The sequence below is a fragment of the Bacillus sp. ISL-39 genome (genome assembly GCF_018613295.1).
In the GTDB taxonomy this organism is placed as follows: domain Bacteria; phylum Bacillota; class Bacilli; order Bacillales; family Cytobacillaceae; genus Mesobacillus.
Window position 1 is genome coordinate 23,645 of the sequence record NZ_JAGGQM010000013.1, and the last position, 13,217, is coordinate 36,861.

Here is a 13,217-nt window from a genome sequence, read left to right on the forward strand (position 1 = left end):
ATGCCTGGATAGCCTCCAGGCATTTTTAGACTTATTATTCGGCAACCGTTGGCTGCTCGGTTTCAAGGTCCCAGTTGATTTTAGGCCATTCCTGTTTCTTAGGTAGCTGCTGGCTGCTCTCGAAAATACCGTTCGCGATTGTTTTTGCCATTTTTAAAACGAGGTTCAACCTGGTGTTTTGCAAGACAAAGAATTCCATGAACCCGCTGACATTGACGATGCCTGTAATGTGCATATTGCCGACCTCAGGCAGTTCCTTATTCACTCCGGCACCTGGCTTGACTGGCCCATTTCCTACCTGGATGGATCCGACGCTTTTTAATCTGCCCAGGCAGGCGTCTATGCCGATAATAAAAGGATTGAAGTGCTTTTCTTTAATTTCTGCCAGTTTAGCATCCATATTGACAGCATGTATCGGGTCATCGAGAGTTCCATATACATGGTAAGGCGCAATTTCTTTTTCCTCGAGAAGCGTTCCGATTAGCGGACCCAATGAATCACCGGTAGAGCGGTCAGTTCCAATACAGACAAAAACAATTGGGCGTGTGCTGAAATTAGGCAAATGGTCCAGGATTTCAGAAGCCAGCTTTTCCGCAGCCAGCTCATCCTCATGGTTAATTTTTGCCAGATTGTTTTTCCGCTCGAAAAAATGGTTTTTGAGATTCATTGGATCAACTCCTTAAAAATTCGTACTATCAGTATACGGACTTTTTTTGTAATCTATACATACCTGTAAACAGAAAGATTTAAACAGGGTCTTTTGGAGCAGTGGATTTTTTTTGGAGGAAGAAGGACTTATTTTTTATGAAAGACTTTATAATGGTTGAGTGCCTATCATAAAATGATTATTCTATATTAAAATAATAAAATGCTGACTTTGAATGAAACCTTCATACTATCTACTTATACCACCAACTTGTAGAAACAGCCTTCTTTAACTACATTATAAAACTTGTTAAAATGGTTGTGTTTGTATGAAATCTTCTACTTTGTTACATAACGTATGATATTGTAAGCATGAAATTTACAGGCGGGTGAAAATATGACTAAAACGGAAGAAAGTCTTACGAAGACAGAAGCGTTTTTTAATAAAATGAGTCAAAAGCTGATGGATGAAGATCTCTGGTTTGCAGTCGGGGAAGGTACCCTGAAAATCCTGGCGATCCTGATCGTTTCCGTTTTGCTGATTCGAGTTGGCAAGCTTGCGATCCATAATGTCTTTAAAATGAAGACAAGGGGGCCAATCAGGGTCTCCGAGCGGCGGGAAATGACTTTGATGAAGCTGCTTGAAAATGTATTGACATATGTTGTCTACTTTATTGCAATTATGTCCATTCTTGCGGCGATGACGATCGATGTCAAGGCAATGCTTGCCGGTGCCGGGATTGTCGGTCTGGCAGTCGGTTTCGGGGCACAGAGTCTTGTAAAAGACATCATTACTGGTTTCTTCATTATTTTTGAAGATCAGTTCTCTGTAGGTGATTATGTCCGGATCGGACAATTTGAAGGAACGGTGGAGGAAATTGGGCTGCGGACGACGAAGATTAAAAGCTTTACAGGGGAAATGAATATCCTTCCTAATGGCAGCATCATAGAAGTCACCAACTTCTCGATTTATAACAGTGTTTCGGTTCTCGATATAGGAATTGCTTATGAAGGGGATATTGAATACGCTGAAAAAGTACTGCAGGAATATCTTGATACAACGACTGAAAAGTATCCAGAACTGGTGAAGGCACCTGAGCTTTTAGGCGTCCAGCAATTTGGCGCTTCAGAGGTTGTCATGCGGATTGTCGCGGAAACACTGCCGATGAAACACTGGTATATCGGAAGACAGCTCCGCAAGGATATCAAGCTTCTGCTGGATCAGCACGGAATTGAAATTCCATTCCCAAGAATGGTTATGTACTCACGCCAGGAAGGCGGAGAGCAAAAAGAATTAGGTAAATAAACAAGGAGGTTTTAAAATTGGAGCACGAGTTTCAACTTAATGATGTTGTTGAAATGAAAAAACCACATCCTTGCGGCACCAATAAGTGGAAAATCATTCGCCTTGGCATGGATTTCCGAATCAAATGTGTAGGCTGCGAGCACAGTGTTTTGATTCCCAGAAAAGAGTTCACTCGAAAAGTAAAGAAGGTTTTATCGAAGCAGGGAGAATAATCCTGCTTCTTTTTTTGGCCTTCTTGTATTATTCTTATAGATAAAATTAATGAACATATAGAGAGAACGTTGGGAGATGAGGAAGTGGCGACAGTACATCATTCAGCATGTCCATTGAATTGCTGGGACAGCTGCGGTTTCCTTGTTACCGTAGAAGACGGAAAGGTAACCAAGGTCGAAGGCAATCCAGATCATCCAATTACACAGGGGAAAATTTGCGGCCGCGGCAGAATGCTTGAGAACAGGGCGAATTCCGAAGACAGGTTGCTCTATCCTCTGAAAAAAATAGATGGCAGATTCCAGCAGATTTCCTGGGAGCAGGCGCTCGATGAGATTGCTGGAAAACTGGCCTATTATAAAGAAAGCTTTGGGACCACCTCCGTATTGCACAGCCATGATTACGCCAACGGCGGTTTGCTATCCAATCTTGACAGCCGCTTTTTCAATCTGTTTGGCGGTGTGACTGAATTGACCGGTTCCCTTTGCTGGGGAGCGGGAATTGAAGCGCAGAACTGGGATTTTGGCGATGCCTACAGCCATGCACCAGAGGATTTGAAAAACAGCAAGCATGTCGTCATCTGGGGCAGGAATGTCGCCCGGACGAATATGCATCTTTTCCAAAACCTCCAGGCTGCGAAAAAGAATGGAACTCAGATCTATGTGATTGATCCTATTTATAATGCTACGGCCAAGCTGGCACATCAATATATCTCCATTAAGCCAGGTTTTGATGGACTTCTAGCGGCGGGCATCATGAAAGAGTTGCTCAGGATGGATTTACAGGATGGCGAGTTCCTGGAGAATCATACAGTAGGGTTCGCGGACTTAAAAGCATTGCTCGATAGTGTTTCATTAGACTATATCTGTGAAGTGACAGAAGTTCCGGCCGACATCATTACCCATCTGGCCGAGGTATATGCTGATAAGCCGGTTTCGACCATTATGGGACTTGGTATGCAGCGCTATGAAAATGGCGGAAATACGATCAGGCTGCTGGACGCTTTGGTCGCTGTCAGCGGCAATATCGGCATTCCAGGCGGAGGCGCGAACTATGCGAACAAGCAGGTAGGACAAAGTTTTGACTACCAGAATATGACCATGCCAGAACGGAAAAAGTCATCACGTACGTTTACAATGATGAGGCAGGCAGAAGAAATTTTATCAACAGTTGACCCTGTGATTAAGATGGGAATCGTAACCTGTGGTAATCCGCTGACTCAAGTTCCAGATACGAACAGAGTGCGCGAGGCTTTTGAATCGCTCGAAACCCTCGTTGTGATTGACCATTTCATGACGGATACAGCAGAGCTAGCGGATTATGTGCTGCCAGCTGCGACAGCCTTTGAGGTAGAAGATGTATACTATTCTTCTATGTACCATCATTATGTGAACCACGGCCCGAAGCTGGTCGAACCGCCGGGAGAAGCGAAGCCTGACGCATGGATATGGGCTGAACTAGCGGCTAGATTAGGCTTCGGTGACGAGTTTGATTTTACAAGAGAAGAATTCATCGAGATGGGTCTGGCATCACTGACTGCAAAGGGAATCAGCCTTGATAAAATCCGTGTGGATAAATTTGCGGAACTTCCCGTGGATAAAATCCCTTGGGCAGACAGGAAATTCAAAACGCCAAGCGGCATGTATGAATTCACATCTTCTGCAGCCGCTGACGGGAGGATCAAACTGTCACTGCCAACAGAAACAAAGTGGACGAATCCAGAGCTGGCAGAGAAATATCCATATACTTTGCTGACGATCCATCCGCTGCGTTCCAACCATTCTCAGCATTTCCACCTGTTCCAGCCAGAGCCGTATGTGAAAGTCGAGATCGCTGGCAGCGTGGCTGCTGAAAAGGATTTGAAAGATCAGGACTATGTCCGGGTGTGGAATGATAGAGGCGAACTGAAAGGAACTGTTTCGATTTTAAAAATGGCCCATCCGGGAACGGTGAATATTGATGAGGGATTGAGCGCCCGATTCGGTGGTTCCGTCAATCAGCTGACATCCAGCCGGGAATCAGACAACGGACTTGGAAGCACACTCTATGATTGTCTGGTCAACATCGAAAAAACTGAAAAAGAATAAGGTTCGTTTTGCCGCACTTTTCATTGAGAGTGCGGTTTTTCTTTTTCCGAAACAGAGGGACCGATAATTCATTGGCACCTGAAAACTTAGGCATTCGGGGCAAGAGTTTGCCAATGGTTGTTGCTGGTGCGCAGAAATTTGGGAAGGGTAGGGCTCGAGTCGAAAGATACCCTTATGCAAGCCAATTCACCTTCATAAGGGTACGATTCAAGCGGAAAGATGCCCTTATGCGAGCCATTTCACCTTCATAAGGGTACCATTCAAGCGGAAAGATGCCCTTATGCGAGCCATTTCACCTTCATAAGGGTACGATTCAAGCGGAAAGATGCCCTTATGCGAGCCATTTCACCTTCATAAGGGTACGATTCAAGGAGAAAGATGCCCTTATGCGAGCCCTTCTACCTTCATAAGGGTATCATTCAAGGAGAAAGATGCCCTTATGCGAGCCATTTCACCTTCATAAGGTACGATTCAAGGAGAAAGATGCCCTTATGCGAGCCCTTCTACCTTCATAAGGGTACCATTCAAGGAGAAAGATGCCCTTATGCGAGCCCTTCCACCTTCATAAGGTACGATTCAAGCGGAAAGATGCCCTTATGCGAGCCCTTCTACCTTCATAAGGGTACGATTCAAGGAGAAAGATGCCCTTATGCGAGCCCTTCTACCTTCATAAGGGTATCATTCAAGGAGAAAGATGCCCTTATGCGAGCCATTTCACCTTCATAAGGGTACGATTCAAGGAGAAAGATGCCCTTATGCGAGCCCTTCTACCTTCATAAGGGTACCATTCAAGGAGAAAGATGCCCTTATGCGAGCCCTTCCACCTTCATAAGGGTACGATTCAAGCGGAAAGATGCCCTTATGCAAGCCAATTCACCTTCATAAGGGTACGATTCAAGTGGAAAAATGCCCTTATGCGAGCCAATTCACCTTCATAAGGGTACCATTCAATAAGAAAGTCAAAGTACTGCTTCAATGTCAAGCCCTCAAGCTCTTGTCAGGCGCACCAAGGCGCTTGCGCTTTTCTTATAAGCTTGTCTTTTCCTTTCGTAATCTCTATAATTGTGAGAGGAAAAAATCGTTTAGGTGATTCTTGCTTGAATAGATACATTTTTAAATAGAGGAGTGACATGGATGGCCTTAACAGCAGGTATTGTTGGACTTCCTAACGTTGGGAAATCTACATTGTTTAATGCGATTACACAGGCTGGTGCTGAATCAGCCAACTATCCGTTCTGTACGATTGACCCGAATGTCGGAATCGTTGAGGTTCCTGACCATCGTTTAACTAAATTGACTGAGCTTGTACAGCCGAAAAAGACTGTACCGACTGCATTCGAATTCACTGATATTGCCGGAATCGTAAAAGGGGCGAGCAAGGGTGAAGGACTCGGAAACAAATTCCTTTCCCATATCCGCCAGGTAGATGCAATCTGCCAGGTTGTCCGCTGTTTTGCAGATGACAATATCACTCACGTAGCAGGTAAAGTAGATCCAATTTCTGATATCGAGGTTATTAACCTGGAATTGATTCTGGCTGACCTGGAATCTGTTGAAAAAAGAATCAGCCGCGTCGAGAAATTGGCTAAGCAAAAGGATAAGGAAGCTTCTATTGAGTTTCCAATCCTTGCTCGCCTGCGCGATGCATTTGAAGCTGAACAACCAGCACGCGCAGTTGAATTCACTGACGAAGAAATGAAAATCGTTAAACATCTTCATTTGCTCACAATCAAGCCAATGTTATATGTAGCTAACGTAGGTGAAGAAGATGTCGCAGATCCAAGCGGAAATGAATACGTCCAGAAAGTCCGCGATTTTGCACAAAAAGACAATGCAGAAGTCATCGTTATCAGTGCCAAAATCGAAGAAGAAATCGCTGAGCTTGAAGGCGAAGAAAAGCAAATGTTCCTTGAGGAACTAGGAATTGAAGAATCAGGATTGGATCAGTTGATCCGTGCGGCTTACAGCCTGCTTGGACTGGCAACTTACTTCACAGCCGGTGTCCAGGAAGTCCGTGCATGGACATTCCGCCATGGCATGAAAGCACCTCAGTGTGCCGGTGTGATCCACTCTGATTTCGAGCGTGGATTCATCCGCGCAGAAACAGTCCACTATGATGACCTTCTTGCAGCCGGATCAATGGCAGCAGCCAAGGAAGCTGGTAAAGTACGCCTAGAAGGTAAAGAATACGAAGTGAAAGACGGAGACATCATCCACTTCCGCTTCAATGTATAATCCACTTATGCCCTGTTTTGATAGCAGGGCATTATTTTTCATTTCAACATTATTAATTATGGACAAAAATGCGAACATATGTTAGTATACTGTTATAGAAATCTATCACATAGAAATAGGGATAGCAGATTCTCTATACATAACATTGCCTTTGGATATGTTCTGTGATATAATTTCATCTTGTGAGTAATTAATCAATTACTCCTTGCCCTGTAATGGGGCCGTTTAGACCAAAAGGAGGTGACAGTGATGAGAAAGTACGAAATTATGTACATCATCCGCCCAAACATTGAAGAGGAAGCTAAAAAGGCTCTTACTGAGCGTTTCAGCTCAATCCTTTCAGAAAACGGTGCGGAAGTTGCAGAAGCTAAGGAATGGGGCAAACGCCGCCTAGCTTATGAAATCAATGATTTCCGTGATGGCTACTACCAGCTTGTTAAGGTAAACGCTACTCCGGCAGCAGTTGAGGAATTCTCTCGTCTTGCTAAGATCAACGAAGATATCCTTCGCCACATCGTAATTAAAGAAGAAGAATAATTAATGATATAAATATAAGCTTTCAGTGGAAGATGTTTCAAATTGGAACATTCAAGCTGGGGGGAAGGAGTTGATTCTGATGATGAATCGTGTCATTCTTGTTGGCCGTTTGACCAAGGATCCTGAATTACGTTTTACACCGAATGGAGTTGCGGTGGCTACTTTCACTCTTGCGGTAAATCGTTCATTTACCAACCAGCAGGGGGAAAGAGAAGCTGACTTCATCAACTGTGTGGTATGGCGCCGTCCAGCCGAAAACGTTGCTAACTTCTTGAAGAAGGGCAGCCTTGCAGGTGTTGATGGACGAGTTCAAACTCGCAGCTACGAAGGACAAGATGGTAAGCGTGTATACGTTACAGAAGTTCTTGCTGAGAGTGTTCAGTTCCTTGAGCCAAAAGGACAGTCTTCAGACAGAGGGGATAGCGGTTATTCCCGTCAAAATGATCAAGGTTCCCCATTCGGGAATCAGAATCAGAATCAACGCCAGAACCAAGGTTATACAAAAGTAGATGAAGATCCATTTGCAGGTGGCGGCCAGATCGACATTTCAGATGATGATCTTCCATTCTAATATAACTCGGACTTGAAATATAATACACAAGGAGGGAAATGACCATGGCAATGGGTGGACGCAGAGGCGGACGTGCAAAACGCCGTAAGGTTTGCTACTTCACAGCAAACGGAATCACTAAGATCGATTACAAAGACACAGATCTTTTGAAAAAATTCATCTCTGAGCGCGGTAAGATTTTACCACGTCGTGTAACTGGAACAAGCGCTAAGTATCAGCGTAAATTGACAGTTGCAATCAAACGTTCTCGTCAAATGGCATTACTGCCATACGTTTCAGGCGAATAAGGAACAGATTTTAAAAGGCAGCGGGGCATCCCGCTGCCTTTTATATTAGCTATTTATCACTTCGTTTGCTTGTCAGTGGTTTAGAAGCTAAAATAGTTCTTATCGGTAATTTTAAAAACGGTTGCTACTTTGGTTCAGGAAATTGTTATAATATCTAGCTTGAATCCTTAGGGCTGACCAAGGCGCTTACGCATTTCTGTGTCTAGCTTCAGCGCCTAGCCTCTCGAGACGCTTCGATCCTGCCAATGAAGTCAAAGAACGACTTCACTGTCAGGCCCTCCAGCACTTGTCGAGGCTGACCAAGGCGCTTACGCATTTCGGTGAGGTGGATTATGAAAAATACATACAAGCTGACAGAAGGGGCTATCCTGTTGGCGATATTTTCGGTTTTATTATTGATCACTTTTTATATACCTGGTTTAGGGTTAATTGTGAACCTCTTTCTTTCTTTGCCGTTCTTATTTTTCGGGGCTAAGTATGACGGGAAAAGTACGGCTGTGTTTACGCTTGCAGCTGTATTATTATCCATGATTTTAGGGTCCCTCCTGGCAATCCCGCTAGCATTGGCGTATGGGACAACTGGTGCTGTGATGGGTTACATGGTCAAGAAAGGGAAAAGCAGATTTGCTGCATACATAGCTGGTTCCCTCGTGTTTCTTTTAAATTTAGTGGCACAATATGCATTGTCGGTTATTTTATTTAAAATCAATATTATCGAGGAACTGATGGAGGCTTTTCGAGTCTCTACCGACCAGGCGATCAAAATGCTGGAACAAATGGGGCAGACCCCTGATGAGAAACTCATTGAGCAATTTGAAACAATGATTGATATGATGGAAGTACTTATGCCGAGCATGTTCGTCATGGCTTCGTTTTTGATTGTGTTCCTGCTTCAGCTTGTCTCGTTTCCATTCTTGAAGCGGTTTGGAATCAAGGTGCCAACCTGGCCTCCGTTCAGGGAGTTGAATCTGCCAAAGAGTATCTTATGGTACTATCTCATTACGATGATTGCAGCATTGATCATGCAGCCGGAAAAAGGAACATACTGGTTCTGGGTGATTTCCAATCTTACATTCATCCTGCAGATGCTGATGGTTCTCCAAGGGGTCTCATTAGTGTTTTATATAACCCATATTAAAAAGTACCCTAAAGCTGTTCCAATCATCGTCATTGTCCTGGTGTTCCTCCTGCCATTTGTTCTTTATATTGTGAGGATATTAGGTATAATTGATTTAGGATTTGACTTAAGAAAACGTCTTGGGGAGAAGAAGTAATCAGAAACTAACGCTTTAGGAGCTGAGCACATGCCTTCTTATTTAGAGAGGCGGCAAATACGTTATCCATTGTATGGATTGATGGCCGTTACACTGGTGCTGATTGGATTTCTGTCTTACTATAACTGGATTATAGGAGCAGCAGGGGCCATTCTCACTGGCCTATTGATATATCTCATTTTTCAAGTGAACCATAAAATCAGGCAGGAGACGGAAGAGTATATTTCCACACTGTCTTATCGAGTTAAAAAAGTCGGCGAAGAAGCATTGATGGAAATGCCCATTGGGATCATGCTGATCAATGAAGACTATTATATTGAGTGGACAAATCCTTTCATAGCTGCATGTTTCAATGAAGACTCTCTTGTAGGCAAATCGCTTTATGATGTTGCCGATGCAGTCATTCCGTTGATCAAGCAAGAGGTGGAAACAGAAATCATCACTCTTCACGACCGGAAGTTCAGGGTTATCCATAAACCAGAGGAACGCCTGCTCTACTTTTTCGATGTGACCGAACAGGCAGAAATCGAAAAAATGTACCGTGATGAGCGCACGGTCATTTCAATCATTTATCTCGATAACTATGAGGAACTGACACAAGGAATGGATGACCAGACGAAAAGCAGTTTGAACAGTCTTGTCACTTCCATTTTAAATAAATGGGCGACCAATAACGGGGTATTCCTCAAAAGGGTTTCTTCAGAACGATTCATCGCTGTTTTTAGTGAGCATATCCTCCAGCTGCTGGAAAAAGGGAAGTTCTCGATCCTTGATGAAGTAAGGGAAACGACATCGAAGCAAAATGTCCCGTTAACTTTGAGCATTGGTGTTGGCACAGGGTATTCATTGCTTCCTGAGCTCGGAACTCAGGCACAGTCCAGCCTGGACCTGGCTTTGGGGCGCGGCGGTGACCAGGTGGCGATCAAACAGCCTAATGGCAAAGTTAAGTTTTATGGCGGCAAGACGAATCCTGTTGAAAAACGGACAAGGGTAAGGGCACGCGTCATTTCTCATGCATTGAAGGAATTGGTGGTCGAGAGTGACAAGGTCTTAATCATGGGACATAAGAATCCTGATATGGATGCCATCGGTTCGGCGATTGGGATTCTCAAAGTTGCGCAGATGAATAAGCGTGAAGGTTTTATTGTCTATAATAAAAATGAAATTGATACAGGTGTACAACGGCTGATGGATGAGATTAAGGAAAATGAATCTCTCTACTCCAGATTCATTTCTCCCGAACAGGCGTATGAAATTGCTTCTGATGATACATTGCTTGTCGTTGTCGATACGCATAAACCGTCGCTTGTCATTGATGAGAGATTATTGAACCGGATAGAGAACGTTATCGTGATCGACCACCATCGCCGGGGAGAGGAATTCATTAAGAATCCTTTGCTCGTCTATATGGAGCCTTATGCTTCATCGACAGCTGAACTCGTGACAGAATTGCTGGAATATCAGCCAAAGAACGGTAAAATTCAAATGCTGGAGGCTACTGCTTTATTGGCGGGAATCATCGTCGATACTAAAAGCTTCACATTAAGGACCGGGGCCAGGACATTCGATGCTGCTTCATACCTGCGCAGCCATGGTGCGGACACCATTCTGGTCCAGAAGTTTTTAAAGGAAGATATTAATACGTATATCAGAAGAGCGAAAATCATAGAGAATGTTTACTTTTACCGGGATGGCATTGTCATTTCAAAAGGAGCTGATGATGTATACTCCGATCATGTGTTGATAGCCCAGGCGGCAGATACACTGTTGACGATGGATGGAGTGTCCGCATCATTTGTCATCTCAAAAAGATCTGAGGATACCATTGGCATCAGCGCAAGGTCACTTGGCGACATCAATGTCCAGGTGATCATGGAAAATCTCGAAGGTGGCGGGCATTTAACCAATGCTGCGACACAAATGTATGATATAACTACGGATGAGGCAGAAACACTTTTGCAAAATACAATAGATGATTATTTAGAAGGGGGACAAAAAGAATGAAAGTAATCTTTTTGAAGGACGTTAAAGGAAAAGGTAAAAAAGGCGAAATCAAAAATGTGGCAGATGGCTACGCGCACAATTTCCTGATCAAACAGGGTCTTGCAGTTGAAGCAAATCAGGCTGCTATGAGTTCCCTTAACGCGCAACAGAAGAAAGAAGAGAAAATAGCTGAGCAGGAGCTAGAAGATGCGAAAGCCCTGAAAGAAAAGCTGGAAAAAGTTACAGTAGAATTATCTGCTAAATCTGGCGAAGATGGCCGTCTTTTCGGATCAATCACTAGCAAGCAGATTGCTGATGAACTGCAAAAAGCAAATGGAATCAAGCTTGATAAGCGTAAAATTGAGCTTCAGGATGCAATTCGTACACTTGGATACACAAAGGTTCCAGTCAAGCTTCATAAAGATGTACAGGCAACCTTGAACGTCCATGTAAAAGAAGGAAAATAATTTACAGTTCCATATAGCCGTAAACATGATAAAATAATATAGTTACAGAAATAGGTGATCGGTTTTGCTGGTCACTTTTTTTCAATTCGTAAAGAGAGTCGCTTTGTAAGGGGGCAGGCAGATGAGTGAATTATTCGCGGATCGACTTCCGCCGCAAAATATGGAAGCGGAACAAGCCGTACTTGGCGCAATTTTTTTAGAGCCATCAGCTTTAACTCTTGCTTCAGAACTTTTATTACCCGAAGACTTTTACCGTGTTGCACACCAGAAAATTTTCAATGTGATGCTGGATTTAAATGATAAAGGCAAAGCCATCGACCTGGTGACCGTCACCGAGGAATTGGCCTCATCCAAGCTGATTGAAGATGTTGGAGGCGTCAGCTATTTAAGTGAATTGGCTGCATCCGTTCCGACGGCTGCTAATATAGAGTATTATGCTAGAATCGTAGAAGAGAAATCACTGCTGAGAAGGCTGATCCGCACAGCATCAGGCATCGCTGAAGATGGCTATATGCGTGAGGATGAGGTCGAAGCCTTGCTTGCCGAAGCAGAAAAGAACATCATGGAGGTTGCCCAGCGTAAAGGCGGAGGAGCTTTCCATAATATAAAAGATGTCCTGGTCAGGACATACGATAACATTGAAGAAATGCATAACCGTCAAGGGGATATCACCGGCCTTGAGACTGGATTTACCGAGCTTGACCGAATAACGGCAGGCTTTCAGCGAAACGATTTAATCATCGTTGGCGCACGTCCATCTGTCGGTAAAACAGCATTTGCCTTGAATATCGCTCAGAACGTTGCGAAAAAGACAGGAGAAAATGTTGCGATCTTCAGTTTGGAGATGGGGGCAGAACAGCTTGTCATGCGTGTTCTTTGTGCTGAAGGCAATATCGATGCCCAAAGGCTACGTACAGGTTCCCTGACTGATGAAGACTGGGGCAAATTGACGATGGCAATGGGAAGCCTGTCGAATACAGGGATTTTCATTGATGATACTCCTGGTGTCAAAATTACCGATATCAGGTCAAAATGCCGTCGCCTCAAGCAGGAACATGGACTGGGCATGATCATGATTGACTATCTGCAACTAATCCTTGGGAGCGGACGCGCCGGCGAAAACCGCCAGCAGGAAGTATCCGAGATATCCCGTTCACTAAAGCAACTTGCGCGTGAATTGCAGGTGCCTGTCATCGCGCTGTCCCAGCTTTCCCGTGGAGTGGAACAGCGACAGGACAAGCGTCCGATGATGTCCGATATCCGTGAATCCGGTTCAATCGAGCAGGATGCCGATATCGTAGCCTTCCTTTACCGTGATGACTACTATGACAAGGAATCCGAAGACAAGAACATCATTGAAATCATCATTGCCAAGCAGCGTAACGGCCCGGTAGGAACCGTAAAGCTGGCATTCGTAAAAGAATACAATAAATTCGTCAATATAGAGAATCGATATGACGAATCGTACGCTCCACCAGGGGCATAATGAGAATTGACCGTATAGGTTGATTCTCTTTTTTTATCTCAATTATCTGGCAGTGCCTTTATTTAAGCCATGTAGCATGCGGATTTATACGAACGAATTAAATGAAATATAAATTTAATGTTCGTGTTT

The 13,217-nt window shown here is 44.0% G+C and carries 12 protein-coding genes; 11 read left to right on the forward strand and 1 reads right to left on the reverse strand.

Translation table 11 applies throughout. From position 1 onward, the window contains the following. Positions 1-34 precede the first annotated feature (34 nt). On the reverse strand, positions 35-667 hold the full coding sequence (yyaC, locus tag J7E37_RS12130) for a spore protease YyaC (protein ID WP_215024179.1): 633 nt from the start codon (positions 665-667) through the stop codon (positions 35-37). A gap of 375 nt (positions 668-1,042) precedes the next feature. Here yyaC and J7E37_RS12135 point away from each other — a divergent pair, with 375 nt between their 5' ends. The 11 genes from J7E37_RS12135 (at position 1,043) to dnaB (ending at position 13,088) form a co-directional block, all read left to right on the forward strand. Beyond that, on the forward strand, positions 1,043-1,951 hold the full coding sequence (locus J7E37_RS12135; RefSeq protein ID WP_214782601.1) for a mechanosensitive ion channel family protein: 909 nt from the start codon (positions 1,043-1,045) through the stop codon (positions 1,949-1,951). 17 nt (positions 1,952-1,968) lie between these two features. After that, a complete protein-coding gene (locus tag J7E37_RS12140) occupies positions 1,969-2,163 on the forward strand; it encodes a DUF951 domain-containing protein (RefSeq protein ID WP_214782604.1) in 195 nt (64 codons plus the stop codon). A gap of 84 nt (positions 2,164-2,247) precedes the next feature. Beyond that, positions 2,248-4,248: a molybdopterin-dependent oxidoreductase gene (locus tag J7E37_RS12145; protein ID WP_214782607.1), complete on the forward strand. Its 2,001-nt coding sequence runs from the start codon at positions 2,248-2,250 to the stop codon at positions 4,246-4,248. A gap of 1,134 nt (positions 4,249-5,382) precedes the next feature. Beyond that, complete coding sequence (gene ychF, locus J7E37_RS12150; RefSeq protein ID WP_215024181.1) at positions 5,383-6,483, forward strand: redox-regulated ATPase YchF; 1,101 nt, start codon at positions 5,383-5,385, stop codon at positions 6,481-6,483. A gap of 249 nt (positions 6,484-6,732) precedes the next feature. Beyond that, positions 6,733-7,020, forward strand: a complete 288-nt coding sequence (rpsF, locus tag J7E37_RS12155; RefSeq protein WP_214784211.1) for a 30S ribosomal protein S6 — start codon at positions 6,733-6,735, stop codon at positions 7,018-7,020. A gap of 79 nt (positions 7,021-7,099) precedes the next feature. After that, positions 7,100-7,591 carry a single-stranded DNA-binding protein gene (gene ssb, locus J7E37_RS12160; protein ID WP_213369673.1) on the forward strand — a complete coding sequence of 164 codons (492 nt, stop codon included), beginning with the start codon at positions 7,100-7,102 and terminating at the stop codon, positions 7,589-7,591. Positions 7,592-7,641: 50 nt separating this feature from the next. Continuing rightward, complete coding sequence (rpsR, locus tag J7E37_RS12165) at positions 7,642-7,878, forward strand: 30S ribosomal protein S18 (RefSeq protein WP_031307629.1); 237 nt, start codon at positions 7,642-7,644, stop codon at positions 7,876-7,878. Positions 7,879-8,210: 332 nt separating this feature from the next. Next, entirely contained in the window at positions 8,211-9,152 is a 942-nt protein-coding gene (locus J7E37_RS12170; RefSeq protein WP_214784214.1) for a YybS family protein, read from the forward strand. Positions 9,153-9,182: 30 nt separating this feature from the next. Next, a complete protein-coding gene (locus tag J7E37_RS12175) occupies positions 9,183-11,156 on the forward strand; it encodes a DHH family phosphoesterase (protein WP_214784217.1) in 1,974 nt (657 codons plus the stop codon). Next, a complete protein-coding gene (gene rplI / locus J7E37_RS12180) occupies positions 11,153-11,602 on the forward strand; it encodes a 50S ribosomal protein L9 (protein WP_214784220.1) in 450 nt (149 codons plus the stop codon). Before J7E37_RS12175 ends, rplI begins: the two co-directional genes overlap by 4 nt. Before the next feature lie 121 nt (positions 11,603-11,723). Next, complete coding sequence (gene dnaB / locus J7E37_RS12185) at positions 11,724-13,088, forward strand: replicative DNA helicase (protein WP_214784224.1); 1,365 nt, start codon at positions 11,724-11,726, stop codon at positions 13,086-13,088. The last annotated feature ends 129 nt before the right edge of the window (positions 13,089-13,217 follow it).